Below are 22615 nucleotides of genomic sequence, written 5' to 3' on the forward strand. Positions count from 1 at the left end.
ACCGCCCCCGGCACCACCCACCCTCCCGAAAGCCCACCCCCACAACAACAGCCCCCCGCAGCGCCCCCCTACCGCTCCTCCGAACTCCCCCGCAAAGCCCTCTCCAGATCCCGCAGAGCCACCCCCACCAACCGAGTCCCCGCCCTCACCACATCCCCCTGCACCCCCGCCCCCACCAACCCCTCCTCCAACCGCGCCTGCGCCCCCCGCACCGCCCCGAACTCCACCGGCCGCCCCGTCAACAGCGCCCCCGCCGCCAGCGCCGTCGCCAGCCGCAGCTCCTCCGCGTACTCCGCCGCCCCCGGCACCGGCTCGGCGTCGGCGGCCGGCAGGTGCGCCTCCAGCAGCACCGCCGCCCGCCCCAGGTGCCCGACCGCCGCCCTCGCCCGGTCGATCTGGCGCCTGGTCACCCCGGTCAGTCCCGACTCGTGCCGCCCCGGTTCGGCGTCCGCCCGCTGCATGGCCTGGAGCAGCTCCGACCGCGCCTCCCGCGAGTCCAGCAGCGCGGACCGCACCGTACGCCCCCGCGGCGCCCCCGGTTGCTCGTAGCAGGCGACCACCGCCGCCGCGTACCGCCCCGCCGCCGCCAGCCACTCGGCGAGCCGCTCCCCGAGCCGGGCGGTCTGCCAGGTGGGGAACAGCGCGTACGTCAGCAGCGCCAGCGACCCGCCGAGCAGGGTGAGCCCGACCCGTTCGAAGGCCGTCTGCAACGGGTTCCCGGCCTGCAGCCCGAGCAGGAACACCACGTACGTCGAGATCCCGACCGTCGTCAGCGCGTACCCGGTCCGGAACGCCAGGTACGCCCCGCCGATGCACAGGACGGCCAGCGAGGCGAGCACCCATTCCCCCGGGTGGGCGAGCTGCACCACCAGCGTCGAGACCGCGACCCCGACGACCGTCCCGGCCAGCCGGGCGACCCCCCGGCTGTAGGTCTGGGCGAAGTCCGGCCGCATCACCATCGCGGCGGTCATCGGCGCCCAGTACCCGTGGTGGAACCCGGCCAGCCGGGCCAGCAGGTAGGCGACGGTGACCACTCCGGACAGCCGTACGGCGTGCTGGAAGATCGCCGAGCGCGGCCGCAGCTGCCGACGGACGGCCCGCAGCGCGACCGGCAGCATCCGCGAGATCGACGGCTTGTGCAGGGCCCCGCCCGCGCCGACCACGGGCGTGGTGATGGTGTCCTCGTCGTTGCGGTCCAGGGTGTCCGCGGCCTTGCGCAGCAGCCCGCCGAGGCGTCGGGCGGAGCGCCGGGCCGCGCCCTGCAGCGGCGTCCCCTCGTCCGGCCGGACCAGGGTCAGGGTGGGGGCCGAGCGGGGGAGCCGGACGGGGTCGCCGCTGCGGACGGCCCGGGCGAGGGCGTCCATCACCTCGGCGGCGGCCGCCAGCACCTCGCGGGCCCGGTCGCGTTCAGGTCCCTCCTCGGGGGCGCCGACCTTGGGGTCGGCGAGCGCGGCGAGGGTGGGCCGGATGCGTTCGGCGATGCCGCGCAGGCCGCGCAGTTCGGGCGGCCGGTGGCGGTCCTGCCAGGGGGTCACGGCGGAGGCGTGCCGGGCGGTCATGAACGGTTCCGGGTCCACGTGCGCGGTCGGGTCCTGCCTCAACCGGCGCGCGTAGTCGGCGAGTTCGGCGTAGGTGTCGGCGAGGGCGTCCCGCTGGGCGGTCCAACTGCCGATCGGCCAGACGGTGATGACGGCGGCCTGGGCGACCCCTCCGAGCGCGGCGACCAGCCCGTGGCCGAGCGCGGCGGTGGCGCTGACCGGGAGTTGGACCACGATCAGCATCACCGAGAGGGTGTTGGCGGTGACCACTCCGGCGGTCGGTCCGATCGCCCAGGCGAGCCCCGCGCCGAAGGCCCACACCGCGAGCAGCACCGGGAACAGCCCGTACACCCCGGCGGCCAGGTAGCCGAGGAAGGTGCTAACCCCGAGGCCGACCCCGGCCGCGACGGCCAGGCTGGCGCGGGGCCGGAAGCTCCGCTGGAAGGTGGCCGAGCCGGCGATGAACGCGCCCATCGCGGCCGAGGTGGCGAGGGCGACCCCGCCGAGGGCGAGCGTGGGGAAGAGCACCAGCGCCACGGCGACGGCCCCGCGCAGGGCCCGTTTGGGGTCGGTGAGTGCCCGGTCGAGGGTGAGCCCGGTCCGCGCGGTGTCACGAAGGGCGGCGAACCAGGACATACCGACATCCTAGGGTCTGCCCGGCGAACAGACCCTAGGCGCCGGGCGCCCCCACCAGCCGCTGCCGGAGCCGCCCGAGCCGCGCCGCCGCCCACAGCAGGGCGCCGGTCGGCAGGAACACCGCGTCCGCCGCGACCATCGCCAGCGAGAACACCGGCAGCCCGAGCACCACCGCGATGCCCAGGTGTTCGACCATCAGCACCGCCAGCAGCACGTTCTTGACCCGCCGGTTGAGCAGCGTGAACGGGAAGGCGACCTGCAGGATCACCGTGCCGTAGGAGATCAGGAAGACCGGCAGCAGCGCCGAGCCGAGCAGCCCGGACAGCCCCGGCCAGGGGGTGAAGTAGTCCAGGTGCAGCGGGTAGTACAGCGCCGTGCCGTCCTGCCAGCGCGAGCCCTGCACCTTGTACCAGCCCGCCGTGGCGTAGACCAGCACCACCTCGGTGACGATCACCAGCATCGCGCAGTTGTGCACCATGTTCGCCAGCGCGTCGAGCACCGCCCGCGGCTCGCCCTCCGGTCGCAGGCGGCCGAGCGTCCACCACAGCCCGGCCACCGCCCAGAGCCCCCAGAACAGCGGCGCCCAGCCCAGGTACGGGAAGGCCGGACTGCTCCAGGTCAGGCTGCCCCCGGAGAAGTCGCCGGCCTGACAGACCGCCAGGACCGCGCCGAGCAGCGCCCAGAGCACCACCCCGCCCCACCCGGTCCGGGCCCGGCGCGCGTCCAGCGACCAGACCTCGGCGCACCGGGTGAAAACCAGGTAGACGGCCATCAGGTGGACGATGTTGTCCCCGCCGTCGCCGAGGAAGACGTCGCGGTTCTGCAGCGAGAGCACGGTGACCAGGAACAGCACGCTGCTCGCCCTGGTCCGCCAGCCCAGCAGCACCGCCAGGGCGGCCAGCACGGCCAGGTGGTAGACCAGCTCGAACCAGAGCCGCCCGCCGAACCAGGGCAGCACGGTGAACGCCCCGTCGTCGGCCAGCAACCGCCGGGCGAGGTCCATCGACCAGGGCGAGTGGTCGCCGTACAGCACCCGCCGGTTGGGCCACTCGCGCAGCAGGTAGGCGAGCCAGACCAGCCCGAAGCCGATCCGCACCACCGCGGCCTGGTGCCGTCCGAGCGCCCGCCCGGTGAACGCCTCCACCGCCCGCCCGAAGGCCGCCACCGGACCCACCGGACCCACCGGCCCGGGAACGTCCGTCCTGACACCGTCCTGCCGCGGCACTCGCACCGGCAGCCGCTGCCCGACCGCCCCGCCCGGCTCCGCCGTCTCCGACCGCTCCGACGGCTCCGACCGCTCCGACCGCTCCGCCGACCCCGACAGCTCCGAAGCCCCGTTCACCCCAACCCCCGGTAGTCCTCGTCCCCGACCGGCCACCACGGCAGCTCCCGCACCCTGGGCGCGGGCGGCGCGGCCTCACCGCTCCAGTTCGGCGGCGGGACGGTGGCCGAGGTCACCCGGAACTGGATCTCCAGCACGCGCTCGCCGTCCGCCTCCCGGCCGATCCGCTGCAGCGCGATCCGCTTGAGGTACTGCTCGGCGAGCTTGCCGCGCGGGTTGGTGAGCTTCTCGTCCTGAGGGTCGTGCGAGCCGTCGTAGAAGTCCCAGGCGCGGCGCAGCAGGTTCTGGTCGACGTGGCTGGGCGCCGGGTTGTCCCGTATCGCGGCGAGGTCCCGGGCGGTGAGCCCGGTCCAGTCGCGGGTCCGGGTGGCGCCGCCGTCGGCGACGGTGCGCACCCGGGCGTCCAGGCTGACGTTCTGCTGCAGCGGGTTGGGCGCGAACAGCTTCCAGTTCTGCTCGAACTCCGGGTACACCAGCCCGTCGACCTCGTCCCGGTACTGCCGGGACACCGTGTTGTCCGGCGCGACGTGGAGGAACACCGCGGCGAGGAACAGCCCGGTGCCGCTCACCAGCACCGCGGCGGCCAGGCCGAGGACGAGCTGCGCGGGCCCGGACCACACCCTCCCGGGGGCGGCCCGGTCGGTGGTCCCCGTCATGGCCTCCCCGCCCGATCGGCGCGCCGCCGGCCGGTACCGGCGCGTCGCGCGCCCATCCTGCCCTACCCGTCACCGGGCGGGCGTCGCGGCCTACAGGACGAAGGCGGCCTGCCCGCCGCTACCGACCATCGGACGGCCCGCGCTCTCCCAGGCGTACATCCCGCCGTCCACGTTCACCGCGTCCCGGCCCTGCTGCACCAGGTACTGGACGACCTGCGCGGAGCGGCCGCCGACCCGGCAGAGCACGTACAGCTTCGCGTCCGGCAGCTCGTCGATCCGGGCGATCACCTCGCCGATCGGGATGTGCAGCGCGCCGTCCACGTGGCCGGCGTCCCATTCGTCCTGCTCGCGCACGTCCAGCAGGGTGGCGTCGGCGGGTACGGAGGCGGCGTCGGTGGTGGGGATCTGCGCGAACATCGTGTGGCTCTCCTGGGCTCGGTTCGGGTCGGTGCCATTCTCGCCCACCGGCACGGTCGGGTGGGCCCCGAGCAGCCGCTCCAGCTCGGCCTGCTGCGCGGCGGCCTTGGCGAGCAGTTCCTCGGCGAGCTGCTCCAGCAGCCGGTCCGGGTCCTGCGGGGCGAGGGCGAGCAGCTGGCCCATCGGGGTCTGCTCCAGCCGGACCTGCTCGGTGGCGGTCTCGGTGATCTTGGCGGTCAGCCACTCCAGCCGGCGGCGCAGCCAGCCCAGCCGGTCGGGGGAGTCGAGGGCGGGTGCGGCCTCCGGCGCGGTGGACCACTCGGCGGCCAGGTCGGCCAGCGCGGCGGTGTCCCCGTACGCGTAGGCCTCGTTGACCCGGATCAGGAAGTCCGCCCGACGCTGCTGCTCGTCCCGGTCGGTGGTCAGGTCCGGGTGGGCGCGGCGGACCAGCTCGCGGTAGATCCGCTGGGCCTCCTTCCCGGGCCGCACCCGGGCCGGCGCGGCGGGCGGCGGCGGGGCGACCTCGTCCGCGTCCCGACCGGACTCCTCCCGCACCGACCGCACCGAGTCGAACAGCGCGTCCAGGTCGGGCAGCTCGTCGACCTGCTGCCGCGCCTCGGCGGCCCGCCTCCGGTCCTCCGGGTCGCCGGTCCGGGCCGCGACGGCCTCGGCGACCAGCGCGTCGAGCTCGTCCAGCCGGGCGTAGAGCGGGCCGAGCAGCTGGTGGTGGATCAGCGCGAAGTTGTCGATCTCGACCCGCAGCGTCTGGACGTCCACGTCCATGCTGAGCCAGGCCAGTTCGGCGGCGGCGACCCGCTCCTCCAGCTCCTGCTGCTCCGGGTCCGTCCAGCGAACGGGGCTCTGCGCGGTCACGATCTCGCCTCTGTCTCGTCCGGCCGGCTGCGTCCTGCGGGGCCGCCGCGCGGGCGGCCCGGCCTGCCACCCTACCGCCGCGTTCCGCGCCCCCGTCCGGGTGAAGCAGGCGTATGAACCGGCGCGCGGTACACGACACGCAACCGATCCTGACGAATCTCCCCGTTTCGGTGTCGGGCCCGGCCCGGTCCGTGCTTCGCTGGTATCCGCACAGCGTGCCCTCCTCCGGAGAATCGGCCGCCTCCAGGCGTGGCGGCCAGGCGGGAGCAGACCGAATCCATGGTGGCCGAGTCCAACTCCACACCGCTTCCGGCGGGCGCCGAAATCGCGCCGGGCGACCATCCGACCGGCGTCGCCGCCCTGGTCCGGCTCGCCCTCGTCCTGGTCGACCGGACCGGCCGGATCACCCAGTGGAGCCGGGCCGCCGAGGAACTGTTCGGGCACCGCGCCGAGGCCGTCACCGACCGCCCGGCCACGGGCCTGCTGCCCGCCCTGGAGTCCCGGGTGCTCGGCCGCTGCGCGGTGCGCCGGCGCTGCGACGCCCTCGACACCCTGGCCGGGCTGACCGCCGCCGGCCGCCCCTGGGCCGGCCGGCTGACCGTGACCGACCGCGAGGAGCACCAGCGCGACGTGCTCTGGTGGGCCTACCCGCTACCCGGCCCGGTCGGCGGGCTGCTCGCCCTCGCCGCCGACGCCCGCCCGCTGCGCGCCACCGGGCCCCGGCTGGCGCTCGGCGAGCGCCTGCTGCCGTTCGCCGCCGCGCCCGGCGCCCGGGGTGGCTTCCACGGGCTGACGGCCGCGCTCACCGCACCCGCCGCCGAGCTTCCCGAGCCGCTGGCCCGGCTGCTGCCCGCCGCCCACCGGGGCCCGCTGCGGGAGGCGGTGGCCGTGGGCGGGCTGCCCGCCCTACGGCTGGACGCGACCACCGCGCTGCCGGTGCTGCCCGCCGATCCGCAGCACGGCACCGCCCACGCGGCCGCCGGCCTGGGCCGCCGCTACCCGACCCCGCAGCAGCGTGCCGCCCGGCTCGGGCCACCACCCCAGGCCGACCAGTCCACGCCCGGCCGCCGTCCCCCGGGCCCACTGCCCGCCCAGCGGGAAGCGGCCCAGCGGGAAGCCGCCCAGCGCGAGCCCGCGCCCCGCGCACCGGCCGAGCACGGCGCCACCAGAACCGGCCGCCCGCCCGTCCAGTCGCCCACCGGAGGAGGAGCCACCATCGAGCAGCAGGACGCCGTCGAGCCGTCCGCCCACGGCCTCCCGCCCCGCCCCGCCGGCCAGGCCCCACCGGCCGAGGGCCTGCCGAGCGGCCGACTGGGCCCGTTCCTCACCAACGGCCAGGCCGGTGAGCAGCTGGCCCTGCTGAACGAGGTCGGTGGCAAGGTCGGCACCACCCTGGACCTCGGCTTCACCGCCCACGAGCTGTGCCAGGTGCTGGTCCCCCGGGTCGCCGACTTCGCCTGCGTGGACCTCGTGGACGGCCTGATCTCGGACTCCGAGCTGCCGGTCTCCCGCCCCGACGACGACACGCTGCTGCGCCGGGTCGCGCTGGTCTTCAACCAGACCGGCGGCGCCTGGGACCACGTGCTCTCCGAGGGCTCGCTGGTCAGCATGCCGCGCCGGACCCCGCCCGGGCTGGCCCTGCAGCTCAACCAGCCGGTGCTGGTGCCGGTGGTCAGCGCCGACGTCGCGGTGGACTACGCGATCGCGCTCGGCGGCGCCCGGCTGGCCCCGGTCGTCTCCGGCCGCTCGATGCTGGTGGTCCCGCTGTCCGCCCGGGGCACCGTACTGGGCATCCTCAAACTGCTCCGGCTGCCGGACCGCGCCCCCTTCGACGAGAGCGACGCCGCCACCCTCAAGGAGCTGGCGGTACGGGCCGCCCTGTCGCTGGACAACGCCCGGCTGCACCGCGCCGAGGCGCGGGTCGCCACCACCCTGCAGCGCTCGATGATCCCGACCCGCCCGCCGCAGATCCCCGGCGTGCAGATCGCCCACCGCTACCTGCCCGGTGACCCGAAGGCCGAGGTCGGCGGCGACTGGTTCGACGCGATCCAGCTGCCCGGCAGCCGGGTCGCCCTGGTGGTCGGCGACGTCATGGGCCACGGCATCCACTCGGCCGCCGCGATGGGCCGCTTCCGCACCGCGATGCAGACCCTGGCCGCCCTGGACCTGCCGCCCGGACAGCTGCTGCGGCACCTGGACAACCTGGCCCAGAAGCTCGGCGACGACCACCTCGCCACCTGCCTGTACGCGGTCTACGACCCGATCAACCGGACCTGCGAGCTGGCCAGCGCCGGCCATGTCCCGCCGGTCCTGGTGCACCCGGACGGCACCGGCGAACTGCTGGAGATCCCGGCCGGCGCGCCGATCGGCGTCGGCGGGGTGCCGTTCGTCGCCAAGACCATCGACGTCTCGGACGGCTCGATGCTGGTGCTGTGCACCGACGGTCTGGTCGAGGTCCGGGGCGGGGACATAGGGGCGGGCCTGGCGGCGCTGTGCGGCAACCTGATCGACCCGCAGCAGAGCCCCGAGCAGGCCTGCGACGAGGTGCTGCGGCGGCTGCACTCGGACGACCGCAAGGACGACGTCGCCCTGCTGGTGGCCCGCTTCGACGGGGTCGCCCCGTCCGAGGTGGCGACCTGGGACCTCACCGTGGACCAGCGCGAGGTCCGCCGGGCCCGTTCGCTGGTCCGCGAGCAGCTGGCATCCTGGCACCTGGAAGCGCTCAGCGACACCACCGAGCTGCTGGTCAGCGAGCTGGTCACGAACGCCGTCCGGGTCGCCCGGGACCGGGTGCAGCTCCAGCTGATCCGGGTGGACAAGCTGCTGGTCGAGGTCAGCGACGACAACCACAACCTGCCGTCGCTGGAGCCGGCCGAGCAGCTCGGCGAGACCGGCCGCGGCCTCACCCTGGTCACCAAGCTCGCCGAACACTGGGGCACCGCCCGCAAGGCGGTGGGGAAGGTCGTCTGGTTCGAGCTGCCCCTCCCGCACGCCTGACGGCCGGGTGGAGCGTCCCTCAGGGAATGACCGCGCCCGCCGGGCGGCGCCGGGCCTCCGCCGCGACCTCCCGGGAGGTGGTGGTGGCCACCGAGGTGGCGGCGCCGACCCCGGCCAGCACCCGCGGCCAGAAGTCCCCGAAGACCTCGACCGCGACGGCGATCAGCAGCGCGGTGATCACCGCGACCACGTGCTCCAGGCCGGCCAGGTTCGGCAGCATGACCGCCTCGCCGACCATCAGCACCACGACCAGGGTGGCGGTGAACCAGGACCGGGTGCGGAACGCGATGCAGATCGCCAGCGCCACCACCGCGGCCGACGGCCCGGTGTCCCGCACGTAGGCGACCCACTTCGGGAAGCCGAACAGGTGGCCCGGCCCGATCGCCACGCCGACCCGGGCGAACAGCGTGCCCGTCAGGGTGCACGCGTAGGCGACCACCAGGGTCATCCGCCGGCCGAGCACGACCTCGGCGATCGCGAAGACCACGAACACCTGGGCCAGCGCCCCCCAGACCGGCAGGTCCAGGGCCGGCACGTACAACGACAGCGGGGTCCGCAGCAGCGAGACCTCCAGCGGCAGCGAGGCCCGCACCACCCCGATGTGGCTCACGAAGCGTTCACCGCCCGGCAGGTGCTGGACGATGCTGAACAGCAGGATCAGAAACGTCGCCACCGTGGCCAGCGGGAACGCGGCGAACTTCTTGCGCGCCACCGCACCCCGGACCGTCAGGTACAACGTTCCCCACTCGGCGACAGCGGCCTTTCTGGCAAGCGCCAGCGGCCCCTTTCGCACGCCCCCCGCGTGGGTCCTGTGAATCACAACCGTTTCTCCCGAATCCCCGAACTTGTCAGCTACTCCAACATTAGAAGCCTGTTAACAAATCCACATCGGCATGGATGGGGAGTTACGTCATCCTCAGGAGGGAGACGAATCCCCCCTCCGGACCCCCCTTACGACCGATGGCGCTCTACGCCCCCGGAGCCCCGGCCCCCCTCCGCCCCCCGACGGAGGGCTACCCCTGCCCGTCCCGTGCCGCCACCGGCGCCCGGGGTGCCACCACGGCGGGCCTGGCGTGCCGGCGACGGAACAGTGCGGGCAGGCTCGGCGCGACGATGAATCCCTCGGCGCGGGCGCTCGCGATGCCGATCCGGGGGATCTCGCTGCTCTTCTCGAAGAGCAGGTAGCGCGGCTCCCAGATCGGCCGGTACTTGGCGTTCGCGCGGTACAGCGACTCGATCTGCCACCAGCGGGAGAAGAACCCCAGGACCGAGCGCCACAGCCGCAGCACCGGACCGGCGCCCAGACGCGAACCGCGCTCGAAGACCGAGCGGAACATCGCGAAGTTCAGCGAGACCCGCTTCAGCCCGACCTCCTCGGCGCGCTGCAGCAGCTCGATCACCATGAACTCCATCAGGCCGTTCTCGGTGTCCCGGGCCCGGCGCATCAGGTCCAGCGACAGCCCGTCCGGGCCCCACGGCACGAAGCTCAGCAGCGCCCGGAGCTCGCCGTCGCCGTCGCTGCACTCCAGCATCACGCAGCGGCCGTCGCCCGGGTCGCCGAGCCGGCCCAGCGCCATCGAGAAGCCGCGCTCGGTCGCCCCGTCGCGCCACTCGTCGGCCTTGGCCACCAGCGCGGCCATCTCCTCCTCGGAGATGGACTCGTGGCGGCGGATCCGCACCGTGTACCCGGCCCGCTTGACCCGGTTGTAGGCCTGCCGGACCACCCGCATCGCGCGGCCGTCCAGCGAGAACTCGTCCAGCTCGACGATCGCCTCGTCGCCCAGCTCCAGCGCGTCCAGCCCGTGCCGGGCGTAGATCACCCCGGCCTCCTCGGAGGCGCCCATCACCGCCGGCGCCCAGGCGTGCTCGCGGGCCTCGGACAGCCAGGCCTCGATCGCGCCCGGCCAGGCCTCCGGGTCCCCGATCGGATCGCCCGAGGCCAGTGACACCCCGCCGATCACCCGGTAGGTCACCGCCGCCTTGCCACTGGGCGAGAAGATCACCGCCTTGTCCCGGCGCAGCGCGAAGTACCCCAGCGAGTCACGCTCGCCCTGCTTGTCCAGCAGGCCGCGCAGCTTCGCCTCGTCCTCGGGGTTGAGCAGCTCCTTGCCGCGGGGGCTGCGGAAGGCCACGTACAGCACCAGCAGGAACAGCACCGCGCCCATCGCGTTGATCGCCGCGTTCACCCAGGTCGGGGCGGCGATCACGGAGCGCAGGTGCTCCGTCGGGGTGATGGTGATCATCCGGCCGACCGAGTAGCGGAAGAGGTCCCACCAGCCGGCGCCGTCCAGCTCGTTGGTCAGCCAGACCAGCAGTGCACCCACCGCTCCGCCGAAGAACAGCCCGCCGACGAACGTGGCCGCCGCGGTCTTCGGGTTGGAGCGGTCGCCCTTGGAGGTGAACTCCTTGCGGCCGATCAGCAGCGACAGCACGAACAGGCAGGTCAGGACGGTGGAGAAGTAGTTGAGCGGGTGCTTGTTGAAGCGCTCGCCGGGCAGCACCATGGCGGCCAGGTACAGCAGGGCGAAGACACTGCCGAGCGCCGCGTTGAAGATCCACGCGGCCCGCTTGCGCCGCCGCATCGCCACCGCGAGGAAGATCGACAGCACCGCGGCCGCCAGGCCGGAGGTCATCAGGTACGGGGTGAAGTACTCGCCCTCGTTGTGCTCGGAGACCTGGTTGCGCCAGGGCACCAGCAGCACGGTGGTCACGTTCAGCAGCGCCAGCAGCCGGAGGTACCAGACGGAGGCGGTGGCGGCCCTCGGGCGCCAGCGGGCGAGCGGTCCGGCGGACGGTGACCCGGCGGAGGTGGCGGACGGCTCCGACTTCACAGTGGACGACACAGCTCAATTCCAAACGATCAGATGGTGGGGCGCATCCGCACACGGCCCGGCGCCGGACGCCCGCACGGTCCGACGGACTGACCGGCCACCCCCGCCCACCGGCCGCCCGCAGCGAGCGGCAGGCCGGAAAAGGGCAGCCAACTCCATGGTTCCGCACCATTCCTGAGAATTGCGTGAACCGGGTAGCGGATTCCCACCCCCGCCGAACGGCGGGGGTTCGTACCCGTCATGGGTTCGGCGGCCCGCCCTCCCTACCCCTACTCTCAAAGCGACCCCCGCGGACCGACCGAACCCGGCCGCCCGAACCGAGGAGGCACCCATCACCACCACCCGCGTGCTGATCGTCGACGACGAGATCCTGGTCCGCTCGGGCCTAGGCCTGATCGTCGGTTCCGCCCCAGACCTGGAGGTGGTCGGCGACTGCTCCGGCGGGCAGGCCGAGGAGCACGTCCAGCGCCTGCGCCCGCACGTGGTGCTGCTCGACATCCGGATGCCCGACCTCGACGGCATCTCGGTGCTGCGCCGCCTGCGCGCCCTGCCGGACCCGCCGGCCGTGGCGATGCTCACCACCTTCGACACCGACGAGTACATCGGCACCGCGCTGCGGGCCGGGGCGACCGGTTTCCTGCTCAAGGACACCGCCCCCGAGCAGCTGGTGCACGCCGTCCGGGTGCTCGCGGCGGGCGGCAACATCCTGTCCCCGACCGTCACCCGCACCGTCATCGGCGGCTACGTGGACGGCGGCGGTCCGGACGCCGAGGCCACCGCGCTGGCCCGCACCCTGACCGGCCGGGAGCTGGACGTGCTCGCGCTGCTCGGCGAGGGCCTGTCCAACGCCGAGATCGCCGACCGGCTCTTCCTGGGCACCGGCACGGTCAAGGACCACATCAGCGCGATCCTCGGCAAGCTCGGCGCCGCCAACCGGGTGCAGGCCGCCGTGCTCGCCCACCGGGCCGGCCTGGTGCGGCCCAAGCCCGGCGACGGGGCATGACGACCGCCGACCAGTTGCCGTCCCGACGGCTGCCGGCCTGGTGCACCGCCCCCTGGCTGATGCTGCTGCTGCCCGTCCTCTACTCCCTGCTGGACGCCGCGCTGGTGGCCCGGGACGCCACCTGGTGGCAGATGACGCTCTCCACGCTGGCCGCCGTCGCGCTGTTCTGGCGCCGCCGCTTCCCGGTGACGGTGCTGCTGCTCACCATGCCCGGCTCCTGGGTCGAGCAGATCTGGCTGGCCCCGATCACCGCCGTCTACACGGTGGCCACCGAGCGCCCCGGCCCCCGGGTGCTGGTCCCCTGCGCGACCCTGTTCACCCTCGTCTCCTTCTTCCACTGGCCTTTGCCGACCCCGATCATCGATCTCAGCCGGAACACCGCCCTGGACGCCATCCAGGCCGTGATGCTGTCCGCCGGCCCGGCCGCCACCGGCCTGCTCTCCCGCACCCGGCGGGAGCTGGCCGCCCGCCTGGACGAGCTGACCCGCGGCCAGGAGCGGGAGAGCCGGCTGCTCGCCGAACGGGTGCTGATCAGCGAGCGCGGTCGGCTGGCCCGGGAGATGCACGACGTGGTCTCGCACCAGGTCAGCCTGATCAGCATCCAGGCCGGGGCGCTCCAGGTGAGCACCGCCGACCCGGCCGCCGCGACGGTCGCCCGCACCATCCGCGAACTGTCCGTCCGGACCCTGGAGGAGCTGCGGCAGATGGTCGGGGTGCTGCGCGGCACCGGCCGCCCGCTCCCGGACGCCCCGCTCGCCCCGCAGCCCCGGCTGGCCGACCTGCCCCGGCTGATCGAGGAGAGCGGACTGTCGGCCGACACCGAACTCGACCCCGGTGACCGTCCGTGGCCGGAGGCGGTCGAACGGGCCGCCTACCGCACCGTCCAGGAGGCGCTCACCAACATCACCAAGTACGCCCCGGCGGCGACGGTGCACGTGAAGGTCCGGGCGAAGGGCCGCCGGCTGCGGGTCGAGGTCCGCAACGAGGCGCCCCCGGTCCACCCCGCCGAGACCCTGCCGGGCGGCGGCCACGGCCTGGTCGGCCTGCGCGAGCGCGCCCAGCTGCTGGGCGGCACCCTGACCGCCGGCCCCACCCAGGACGGCGGCTTCGAGGTCCGCGCCGAACTCCCCGCCTCCCGTTCCTGACCCGGCCCGGCACGGCCGGAGCGGGGTCCGGAGCGGGCCGGGGCAACGAGAAAGCCCCCCAGATCCGAAGATCTGGGGGGCTTCGCTGTGCGCGAGGGGGGAGTTGAACCCCCACGCCCTTTCGGGCACTGGAACCTGAATCCAGCGCGTCTGCCTATTCCGCCACCCGCGCATGGGTGTTGTCTTCGCTGCCGTCCGTTCCGCGGATCCGCCCGGTACCATGTGGCCCTTCGCGCTTCCCCGGTCCGGCTCCCTTCCGGGCGGCCCTTCCGACGTGGAAAACAGTAGCACGACCTGGGGGGCGGCTCCGAATCCGTTTCCCGGGGGGACCGACCACCTCCGAACAGGCGGGCGACGAACGCACGAGCGAAGCGCGGCGGACGGCTCCGACGGGCACACCTGGCGTGCCGTACCCGAAATGCGTCACCCTGTGTGTCCGAGCCCACCCCCCGGCACCACGCGGTCCGGGAACCGTACGGAAGGGCCCGGCGTGGATACGATCAGTACGGAAGTACCGCAAGTAGGCACGACCGACTCCCCGGAGGACCACTCCTCGGAGGAGGCAGGTCGGCAGGCAGGCGAACGAACCCTGGAAGGGGGTGCCCCATGGGGATGATGAAGAAGTTCGAGCAGCGGCTGGAGGGTCTCGTCAACGGCACCTTCGCCAAGGTGTTCAAGTCCGAGGTCCAGCCCGTGGAGATCGCCGGCGCTCTGCAGCGCGAGTGCGACAACAACGCGAGCATCTGGAACCGCGACCGCACCGTCGTGCCGAACGACTTCATCGTGGAGCTCAGCCCGCACGACCACGAGCGGCTCAGCCCCTACTCGGGGCAGCTCGGCACCGAGCTGGCCGGCATGGTCCGCGAGTACGCCGAGGCCCAGCGGTACACCTTCATGGGCCCGCTCCAGGTGAACCTGGAGAAGGCCGACGACCTGGACACCGGCCTGTACCGGGTGCGCAGCCGCACCCTGGCGGCCGAGGAGCCCCAGCAGTACGCCCCGCAGCAGCCCGGCTACGACCGCCAGCCGGCCGCACCGGCCCCCGGCGCACCGTGGCAGCAGGGCGGCGCCGGGCAGTACGGCGCGCCCCCGCCGCCACCCGCACCCCCCGCGATGCCCCCGGGCCCACCGGCCGGCGGCAACGTCCGGAACCTCCCGGGCGCCGGCCACGGCGCCTCGGTCCGCCGCTGGATCGAGGTGAACGGCTCCCGCCACCAGATCACCGGCGCGGCCTGCGTGCTCGGGCGCTCCACCGAGGCGGACGTGCGGATCGACGACCCCGGGGTCTCCCGCAAGCACGCCGAGATCCGCCCCGGCACCCCTGCGATGGTCCTCGACCTGGGTTCCACCAACGGCATCGTGGTGGACGGACAGCACACCCAGCGCGCTACGCTCCGCGACGGCTCCCGAATCGTCGTGGGCTCCACCACCATCGTCTACCGGCAGGTCGAAGGGTAGTGTCCGAGTTGTTCGCGCGCCTCGCTCACCGACTGGCGGGACGGTCATGTCAGAGCTGACCCTCACGGTCATGCGGCTGGGCTTCCTGGCCGTGTTGTGGCTGTTCGTCATCGTCGCGATCCAGGTGATCCGCAGCGACCTGTTCGGTACCAAGGTGAACCCCCGCAGCTCCCGTCGCGGTGCCAACTCCGGCGCCGCGTCCGGCGGTGCCGCGGCGGCGACCGCCACGGCACCCGGACGTCCCGCGGCACCCGCCCCCGGCAACGCCGGAGCGGGCCAGACCCAGGGCGGCGGTCGCCGCCGCGGCGGCCCGACCCAGCTCGTGGTCGTCCAGGGCTCGCTGGCCGGGACCACGGTCGCGCTGCAGGGCCAGACCATCACGCTGGGCCGCGCGCACGACTCGACCATCGTGCTGGACGACGACTACGCGTCCTCCCGGCATGCCAGGATCTATCCGGATCAGACTGGGCAGTGGACGGTCGAGGATCTAGGCTCCACCAACGGCACCTATCTGGACCGGCAGCGCCTGACCGCGCCCACTCCGCTCCAGCCGGGCACGCCGATCCGTATCGGCAGGACCGTCATCGAACTGCGGAAGTAGTAGCGCATGAGGGACAGCATCCCGTCCATGACCCAGAGGGGGGCACAGGTCGCATGACCCTGGTGCTGCGCTTCGCCGCCGGCTCCCACAAGGGACTGATCCGGGAGGGGAACGAGGACTCCGGCTACGCCGGGCCGCGGCTGCTGGCCGTGGCCGACGGCATGGGCGGCGCCGCGGCCGGCGAGGTCGCGTCCTCCGAGGTGCTCGGCTCGATCGTCCGGCTGGACGAGGACGTGCCGGGCGCCGACCTGCTGACCCTGCTGGGCGACGCCGTCCAGGGCGCCAACGACCGGCTCCGGCAGATGGTCGAGGAGGACCCGCAGCTGGAGGGCATGGGCTGCACCCTGACGGCCATGCTCTGGACCGGCCAGCGGATGGGCCTGGTGCACGTCGGCGACTCCCGCGCCTACCTGCTGCGCGACGGCTCGCTGGTGCAGATCACCCAGGACCACACCTGGGTGCAGCGCCTGGTCGACGAGGGCCGGATCACGCCCGAGGAGGCCGAGACCCACCCCCAGCGCTCGCTGCTGATGCGGGCCCTGGACGGCCGCGGCCAGGTCGAGCCCGACCTGTCGATCCGCGAGGTCCGCGCCGGCGACCGCTACCTGATCTGCTCCGACGGCCTCTCCGGCCCGGTCAGCCACCAGACCCTCCAGGACACCCTGGGCAGCTACTACTCGCCCGAGCAGACCGTGCAGGAGCTGATCCAGCTCGCCCTGCGCGGCGGCGGTCCGGACAACATCACCTGCATCGTGGCGGACGTCATCGACGTCGGCGCCACGGACACCGCCAGCGGCCAGTTCAACGACGTCCCGGTGGTGGTCGGCGCGGTCGCCGAGACCCCGCCGTCCTCGGCCGCCGCCGACCACTCGATCGCGGACACCCCGGCCGGCCGCGCCGCCGGGCTGGGCCGCGGCCCGCAGGGCACCTTCGGCCCGGCGGAGGGCTACGAGGGCGGCTACGGCGCCGCCCAGGGCGGCTTCGGCCCCGCCGAGGGCTACGAGGGCGAGGGCGAGGGCGGCTACGGCTACCCCGCCGAGCCCTCGGTGTACGGCGCCGAGGAGTTCGACGGGGAGCAGCCCCCGAAGCGCAAGCGCCGGGGCCTGACCGTCTCGCTGGCCGTCCTGGTCACCCTCGGCCTGCTCGGCGGCGCCGGGTACTTCGGCTACCAGTGGACCCAGGACCAGTACTACATCGGCGAGGACGGCGACCACGTCGCCATCTACCAGGGCGTCAACCAGAACCTGGCCGGGCTGAGCCTGTCCTCGGTGCACGAGTCGCACAGCGACGCCCCGCTGAAGTGGCTGCCCCAGGACCAGCGCGCCCAGGTGAACCGGACCATCTCGGTCGGCAGCCTGCAGGACGCCGAGAAGACCATGACCGGCCTGGTGGACTGGGCCAAGCTGTGCCAGAAGGCCGCCACCGTCCCCACCGGGAACGGCGCCGCCCCGCAGGGCACCCAGGCCGCCAAGGCCTCGTTCGTGGCCGCCACCCCGACCACCCCGGGCGAGCGGGAGAAGCCCCGCAACCCGGCCTCGGCGGCGCCGACCACCTCGCCGACCCCGACCGCCCCGGCCACCTCCGCCCCGCCCCAGAACGCCACCCCGCCGACGGCCGCCCCGACCGAGCAGGCCCAGCCGCCGCTGAGTGAGGACGAGCGCAGCCGGGCCGAGTCCTGCCCGAAACCGTGACGTCCGTGATCCGACATAGGCCCGCCCGGAGCGGGCCGGCCGGCCGTCAGGGAGCGGTCACCACGTGAGCAGCTACAACCTGAGCGGCGACACCGGCCGCGCCGGCGGTCGCCGCCGGGCGTCGGCCGAGCGCGTCATGCCGCGGCGGCGCGGCAACACCACCATCTCGCTCCAGGGCGCACCGAACCGGCGCAACACCGAGCTGGCCCTACTGGTCTTCGCGGTCCTGCTGCCGATCCTGGCGTACGCCAACGTGGGCCTGGCGATGGACGGCCGGATCCCGGCCGGGATGCTCGGCTACGGCCTGGGCATGGGCGCGCTGGCGCTGGTCGCGCACCTGCTGGTGCGCCGCTTCGCGCCGTACGCGGACCCGCTGATGCTGCCGATCGCCACCCTGCTGAACGGGCTGGGCGTGGTGATGATCTGGCGGCTGGACAAGGCGGGCCACCTGCTCAGCGGCAACTTCCCGGCGGCCCGCAACCAGCTGGTCTGGTCCGCTCTCGGGGTCACCCTGTTCATCGGGGTGATGGTCTTCCTGAAGGACCACCGGGTGCTCCAGCGCTACACCTACATCTCGATGGTGGTGGCGCTGGTGCTGCTCGCCGCGCCGGCCTTCTTCCCGGCCCGGGCGGAGGACTTCGGCGCGAAGATCTGGATCCGGCTGGGCGGCTTCTCGATCCAGCCCGGCGAGTTCGCCAAGATCATCCTGACCGTGTTCTTCGCCGGCTACCTGATGGTCAAGCGGGACGCCCTGGCACTGGCCAGCCGCCGCTTCATGGGCCTCTACCTGCCGCGCGGCCGCGACCTCGGCCCGATCATCGTGATCTGGCTGCTGAGCCTGCTGATCCTGGTCTTCGAGAACGACCTCGGCACGTCCTTCCTGTTCTTCGGCCTGTTCGTGGTGATGCTCTACGTCGCCACCGAGCGGACCAGCTGGATCCTGTTCGGCCTGCTGATGTCGGTCGGCGGCGCGGTCGCGGTCGCCACCACCACCAGCCACGTCAAGGTCCGGATCGACGCCTGGCTGGACCCGATGGCCGCCTTCTCGCCGAACCCGCCCAAGGGTGCGACCGAGCAGATCGGCCAGTCGCTGATGGCGCTGGGCTCCGGCGGGGTGACCGGCTCCGGCCTCGGCCAGGGCCGTTCCTGGCTGATCAACTTCGCCGCCAAGAGCGACTTCATCCTGGGCTCCTTCGGCGAGGAGCTCGGGCTCACCGGCCTGATGGCGATCTTCCTGCTGTACGCCCTGCTGGTGCAGCGCGGCCTGCGCACCGCGCTGGCCGCCCGTGACCCCTTCGGCAAGCTGTTCGCCGTCGGGCTCTCGTCGGCGATGGCGCTGCAGGTCTTCGTCGTGGCCGGCGGGGTCACCGGGCTGATCCCGCTGACCGGGATGACCATGCCGTTCCTCGCGCAGGGCGGTTCGTCCGTGGTCGCCAACTGGGCGCTGGTCGCGATCCTGCTGAAGATCAGCGACAGCGCGCGCCGACCCGGGGTCGAACCGGCCCCGGCCACCGAGGGCCAGGGAGGACCCGCCCGATGAACAAGCCGATCCGACGGGTCTCGATCTTCTGCCTCGTGCTGATCCTGGCCCTGATGGCTCGCACCAACTGGGTGCAGGGCGTCCAGGCCGACTCCTGGGCCTCCAACAAGAACAACAAGCGCCAGCTGTACGACCGCTACGCCCACCCGCGCGGCAACATCATCGTCAGCGGCCAGCCGGTGACGAACTCGGACTTCGTGAACGGCCTGCGCTACAAGTACAAGCGCTCCTGGGTCGACGGCCCGATGTACGCCCCGGTGACCGGCTACTCCTCCCAGGCGTACGGCTCCACCCAGTTGGAGAACCTGGAGGACGGCATCCTCTCGGGCACCGACGACCGGCTGTTCTTCCGCAACACCCTGGACATGCTGACCGGCGAGCAGAAGCGCGGCGGCGACGTCCTCACCACCATCAACGCCAAGGCGCAGAAGGCCGCCTTCGACGGCCTCGGCTCCAAGAAGGGCGCGGTGGTCGCGCTCGACCCGAAGACCGGCGCGATCCTGGCGCTGGTCTCCACCCCGTCCTACGACCCGGGCAGCTTCGCCGGCGGCGACTCGTCCGACTCCAAGGCCTGGACTGACCTCAACGCGGACCCGAACAAGCCGATGCTCAACCGGGCGCTGAAGGAGACCTATCCGCCCGGCTCGACCTTCAAGCTGGTCACCGCCACCGCCGCGTTCGAGAACGGCAAGTACCAGAGCATCGACGACGTCACGGACACCCCGGACCCGTACATCCTGCCCGGCACCAAGTTCGAGCTGAGGAACGAGAGCCCCAACGAGCGCTGCGGGAACGCCACCATCAAGGCCGGGATGGACCAGTCCTGCAACACGGTCTTCGCCAAGATGGGCGCGGACCTCGGCAAGGACAAGATGCGCGCGCAGGCCGAGAAGTTCGGCTTCAACAGCACGATCGACACGCCCGTCCGCTCCGAGAAGAGCATCTTCCCGGACAGCCCCGGCCTGGACGGCACCGCCCAGGACTCGATCGGGCAGCACGACACCCGCGCCACCCCGCTCCAGATGGCCATGGTCTCCGCGGCGATCGCCAACAACGGCAGCCTGATGCAGCCGTACCTGGTCGACCAGGAGCGCTCGGCCTCGCTGACCACCATCTCCAAGCACACCGAGAAGCAGTTCTCCCAGCCGATGAGCCCGGCCACCGCGCAGAAGATGCAGGACCTGATGGTCTCGGTGGTCGAGAACGGCACCGGTACCAACGCCAAGATCCCCGGCCTCCAGGTCGGCGGCAAGACCGGCACCGCCCAGCACGGCGAGGACAACGCCGGTCTGCCGTTCGCCTGGTTCACCTCCTGGGCCAAGACCCCGGACGGCCAGTCGGTCGCGGTCGCGGTGGTGGTCGAGGACGGTTCCCAGAACCGCGACGGCATCAGCGGCGGCCGCCTGGCGGCCCCGATCGCCAAGGCGGTGATGCAGGCCGCGCTCGGCAAGTAGGGGCGTGGGTGAGGTGAATGTCACGATCGGCACCCCGGTTCGGATACCGGTCTGATATCGGCCGACGGCTGACTCCGGTCCGGTGCGGTGCGACCGGTAGCGTATCCGCCAGCAGCGGGTGTGCCCGTTGCCGCCCGCGAGACGGCGCACGGCCCGGCCGGAGAACCGGTCACGGCCCGCGCGGCGTCACCCAGAGCGTGCGGGGACACCTACGTCACAACCTCACCGGCGGGTGAGGGAGAGGGTCGGAACTATGGATGAGCCTCGTCGCCTCGGCGGCAGGTACGAGCTCGGCGGCGTCCTCGGACGCGGCGGCATGGCCGAGGTGTACCTCGGCCATGACACCCGGCTCGGCCGTTCCGTCGCAGTGAAGACGCTCCGGGCCGACATGGCCCGGGATCCGTCGTTCCAGGCCCGCTTCCGTCGTGAGGCACAGTCGGCGGCGTCCCTGAACCACCCCGCGATCGTCGCCGTGTACGACACCGGCGAGGACTACATCGACGGGATCTCCATCCCGTACATCGTGATGGAGTACGTCGAGGGTTCGACCCTGCGCGAGCTGCTGCACTCCGGCCGCCGGCTGCTGCCCGAGCGGGCGCTGGAGATGACCATCGGCATCCTCCAGGCCCTGGAGTACTCGCACCGGGCCGGCATCGTGCACCGCGACATCAAGCCGGCCAACGTGATGCTGACCCGGCAGGGCAACGTCAAGGTCATGGACTTCGGCATCGCCCGGGCGATGGGCGACGCCGGGATGACCATGACCCAGACCTCGGCCGTGATCGGCACCGCCCAGTACCTCTCCCCCGAGCAGGCCAAGGGCGAGCAGGTCGACGCCCGCTCCGACCTCTACTCCACCGGCTGCCTGCTCTACGAGCTGCTGACCGTCCGCCCGCCGTTCGTCGGCGACTCCCCCGTCGCGGTCGCCTACCAGCACGTCCGGGAGGAGCCGCAGCCGCCGTCGGTCTTCGACCCCGAGGTGCGGCCCGAGATCGACGCGATCGTGCTCAAGGCGCTCGCCAAGGACCGCGACTACCGGTACCAGAGCGCCGACGAGATGCGCGACGACATCGAGCGCTTCCTCGACGGCCTCCCGGTCGCCGCCGCCCAGCAGGCCGCCGCCTACGGCATGGGCGCCGGGTACGGCTACGACCAGAACGGCTACCCGCAGCAGCACGACCCGTACGGCCAGACCAACGTGCTGCCGCAGCAGCCCGGCGGCCCGACCACCATGCTGCCGCAGGCCTCCGGCTACCAGAACGACGGCTACGGCCAGACCTCCGCCGGTGGCGCCGGCGGCCACGACGGTTACGACGACGGCTACGGCCAGGGCGGCGGCCGACGCGCCGACGACCGGCAGAAGAAGAGCAACACCTCTTGGATCGTGCTGGCGGTGGCCGCCGTGCTGGTCCTGGTCGGCACCTTCTTCGTGGCCCAGGCGATGTTCAGCGACAAGGGCACCAAGGACGCCGCGAAGGTCACGGCGCCGAACCTGGTCGGCAGGAGCCTGGCGGACGCCAAGACCGCCGCGGCCGCGGCCGGCTCCAAGCTCGTGGTCACCGAGGGCGACAAGATCGCCTGCCCGGACACCAACATCAAGAAGGACCAGGTCTGCACCCAGACCCCGACGGCGGGCACCTCGGTCTCCGAGGACGCCCACATCACCGTCCAGGTCTCGTCCGGTCCGGCCAAGACCCAGATGCCGACCCTGACCGGCAAGACCAAGGACCAGGCGATGCAGGCCCTGACGGCGGCCGGCTTCACCAACGTCTCCACGCCCGACTACAAGGACGACGACACCGCCCCGCAGGACACCGTCCTCGCCCAGGACCCGGCGGCCGGCACCACCGCCGACCCCAGCGCCCCGGTCAAGCTGACGATCTCCCAGGGCAAGACCAAGGTGAGCGTCCCGAACGTGACCGGCGCGCAGAAGGACGACGCGACGAACACCCTGCAGGCCGCCGGCTTCCAGGTCGACACCTCGAAGACCGCGCCGACCAACGACCCGACCAAGGTCAACACCGTCGCCTTGCAGTCGGTCGCGCCGAACACCAAGGTCCCGGCCAACACGAAGATCTCGCTGACGATCTTCAAGGCGCAGGACAAGCCCCAGGTCCCGCCGATGCAGAACCAGAAGCTGTCGGACGCCATCGCCGCGCTGTCCAAGGTCGGCCTGCTGTACACCGTGGTCGCCGGCCCGCAGGACCCGAACGCGATCGTCGTCCAGAGCATCCCCGGCGCCGGCACCCAGCTCGAGCCGAACACCCAGGTGCAGCTGATGACCCGGCCGGCCGATCCGGCCAAAGGGGGCGACTCCAACACCACGCCCCCCGGCAAAGGGGGCAACAACTAAGCCCTTCTTCCCCTGGTTCTGAGCCGGGGAGCAGGGACGGTGGAAGGCCCGAGGGCCCGTCGCGGTGATCGCGACGGGCC

Annotated in this window: 15 protein-coding genes and 1 tRNA gene; 9 read left to right on the forward strand and 7 right to left on the reverse strand. The window is 73.0% G+C overall.

The window, feature by feature from the left end; all coding sequences use genetic code 11:
• Positions 1–68: 68 nt before the first annotated feature.
• From ACFWIS_RS37495 to ACFWIS_RS37510, 4 genes are all read right to left on the reverse strand, one after another.
• Complete coding sequence (locus ACFWIS_RS37495; RefSeq protein ID WP_380462255.1) at positions 69–2174, reverse strand: FUSC family protein; 2106 nt, start codon at positions 2172–2174, stop codon at positions 69–71.
• Positions 2175–2208: 34 nt separating this feature from the next.
• Positions 2209–3348: an HTTM domain-containing protein gene (locus ACFWIS_RS37500; RefSeq protein WP_380462256.1), complete on the reverse strand. Its 1140-nt coding sequence runs from the start codon at positions 3346–3348 to the stop codon at positions 2209–2211.
• 164 nt (positions 3349–3512) lie between these two features.
• Positions 3513–4172, reverse strand: coding sequence for a DUF5819 family protein (locus tag ACFWIS_RS37505; RefSeq protein WP_380462257.1), 660 nt, complete (start codon positions 4170–4172; stop codon positions 3513–3515).
• Between the two features lie 90 nt (positions 4173–4262).
• The gene (locus ACFWIS_RS37510; RefSeq protein ID WP_380462258.1) at positions 4263–5462 is read right to left on the reverse strand and encodes a rhodanese-like domain-containing protein; all 1200 of its coding nucleotides are present in this window, start codon (positions 5460–5462) and stop codon (positions 4263–4265) included.
• A gap of 249 nt (positions 5463–5711) precedes the next feature.
• On the opposite strand from ACFWIS_RS37510, the gene ACFWIS_RS37515 reads away from it, so the two are divergent.
• Entirely contained in the window at positions 5712–8459 is a 2748-nt protein-coding gene (locus ACFWIS_RS37515) for a SpoIIE family protein phosphatase (protein ID WP_380462259.1), read from the forward strand.
• A gap of 19 nt (positions 8460–8478) precedes the next feature.
• On the opposite strand, the gene ACFWIS_RS37520 is transcribed toward ACFWIS_RS37515, so the two are convergent.
• Positions 8479–9171, reverse strand: coding sequence for a hypothetical protein (locus ACFWIS_RS37520; RefSeq protein ID WP_380462260.1), 693 nt, complete (start codon positions 9169–9171; stop codon positions 8479–8481).
• A 301-nt stretch (positions 9172–9472) separates the two neighbouring features.
• On the reverse strand, positions 9473–11302 hold the full coding sequence (locus ACFWIS_RS37525) for a phosphatidylglycerol lysyltransferase domain-containing protein (protein WP_380462261.1): 1830 nt from the start codon (positions 11300–11302) through the stop codon (positions 9473–9475).
• 340 nt (positions 11303–11642) lie between these two features.
• Between ACFWIS_RS37525 and ACFWIS_RS37530 the strand changes: the two genes are divergently transcribed.
• Complete coding sequence (locus ACFWIS_RS37530; RefSeq protein WP_229928260.1) at positions 11643–12293, forward strand: response regulator transcription factor; 651 nt, start codon at positions 11643–11645, stop codon at positions 12291–12293.
• Positions 12290–13438 carry a sensor histidine kinase gene (locus tag ACFWIS_RS37535; RefSeq protein WP_380462262.1) on the forward strand — a complete coding sequence of 383 codons (1149 nt, stop codon included), beginning with the start codon at positions 12290–12292 and terminating at the stop codon, positions 13436–13438. The genes ACFWIS_RS37530 and ACFWIS_RS37535 overlap by 4 nt, the downstream gene beginning before the upstream one ends.
• Before the next feature lie 88 nt (positions 13439–13526).
• Here the strand turns inward: ACFWIS_RS37535 and ACFWIS_RS37540 are convergent.
• A tRNA-Leu gene (locus ACFWIS_RS37540) sits at positions 13527–13610 on the reverse strand.
• Between the two features lie 434 nt (positions 13611–14044).
• Between ACFWIS_RS37540 and ACFWIS_RS37545 the strand changes: the two genes are divergently transcribed.
• From ACFWIS_RS37545 to pknB, 6 genes are all read left to right on the forward strand, one after another.
• Positions 14045–14896: an FhaA domain-containing protein gene (locus tag ACFWIS_RS37545; protein ID WP_380462263.1), complete on the forward strand. Its 852-nt coding sequence runs from the start codon at positions 14045–14047 to the stop codon at positions 14894–14896.
• Positions 14897–14942: 46 nt separating this feature from the next.
• On the forward strand, positions 14943–15497 hold the full coding sequence (locus ACFWIS_RS37550) for an FHA domain-containing protein (protein ID WP_380462264.1): 555 nt from the start codon (positions 14943–14945) through the stop codon (positions 15495–15497).
• A 53-nt stretch (positions 15498–15550) separates the two neighbouring features.
• On the forward strand, positions 15551–17188 hold the full coding sequence (locus tag ACFWIS_RS37555; RefSeq protein WP_380462265.1) for a PP2C family protein-serine/threonine phosphatase: 1638 nt from the start codon (positions 15551–15553) through the stop codon (positions 17186–17188).
• 136 nt (positions 17189–17324) lie between these two features.
• Positions 17325–18728, forward strand: coding sequence for an FtsW/RodA/SpoVE family cell cycle protein (locus tag ACFWIS_RS37560; RefSeq protein ID WP_380462268.1), 1404 nt, complete (start codon positions 17325–17327; stop codon positions 18726–18728).
• Positions 18725–20182: a peptidoglycan D,D-transpeptidase FtsI family protein gene (locus ACFWIS_RS37565; RefSeq protein ID WP_380462266.1), complete on the forward strand. Its 1458-nt coding sequence runs from the start codon at positions 18725–18727 to the stop codon at positions 20180–20182. Before ACFWIS_RS37560 ends, ACFWIS_RS37565 begins: the two co-directional genes overlap by 4 nt.
• A 253-nt stretch (positions 20183–20435) precedes the next feature.
• Positions 20436–22535 carry a Stk1 family PASTA domain-containing Ser/Thr kinase gene (gene pknB, locus ACFWIS_RS37570; protein WP_380462267.1) on the forward strand — a complete coding sequence of 700 codons (2100 nt, stop codon included), beginning with the start codon at positions 20436–20438 and terminating at the stop codon, positions 22533–22535.
• Positions 22536–22615: the final 80 nt, after the last annotated feature.

The organism is Kitasatospora sp. NPDC127060, from assembly GCF_042724935.1.
Classification (GTDB): domain Bacteria; phylum Actinomycetota; class Actinomycetes; order Streptomycetales; family Streptomycetaceae; genus Kitasatospora.

Coding starts and splice junctions, on each gene's coding strand:
- ACFWIS_RS37495 (WP_380462255.1), bottom strand. CDS start 2,174: ATGTCCTGGTTCGCCGCCCTTCGTGACACCGCGCGGACCGGGCTCACC.
- ACFWIS_RS37505 (WP_380462257.1), bottom strand. CDS start 4,172: ATGACGGGGACCACCGACCGGGCCGCCCCCGGGAGGGTGTGGTCCGGG.
- ACFWIS_RS37535 (WP_380462262.1), top strand. CDS start 12,290: ATGACGACCGCCGACCAGTTGCCGTCCCGACGGCTGCCGGCCTGGTGC.
- ACFWIS_RS37545 (WP_380462263.1), top strand. CDS start 14,045: ATGGGGATGATGAAGAAGTTCGAGCAGCGGCTGGAGGGTCTCGTCAAC.
- ACFWIS_RS37550 (WP_380462264.1), top strand. CDS start 14,943: ATGTCAGAGCTGACCCTCACGGTCATGCGGCTGGGCTTCCTGGCCGTG.
- ACFWIS_RS37555 (WP_380462265.1), top strand. CDS start 15,551: ATGACCCTGGTGCTGCGCTTCGCCGCCGGCTCCCACAAGGGACTGATC.
- ACFWIS_RS37560 (WP_380462268.1), top strand. CDS start 17,325: ATGCCGCGGCGGCGCGGCAACACCACCATCTCGCTCCAGGGCGCACCG.
- ACFWIS_RS37565 (WP_380462266.1), top strand. CDS start 18,725: ATGAACAAGCCGATCCGACGGGTCTCGATCTTCTGCCTCGTGCTGATC.
- pknB (WP_380462267.1), top strand. CDS start 20,436: ATGGATGAGCCTCGTCGCCTCGGCGGCAGGTACGAGCTCGGCGGCGTC.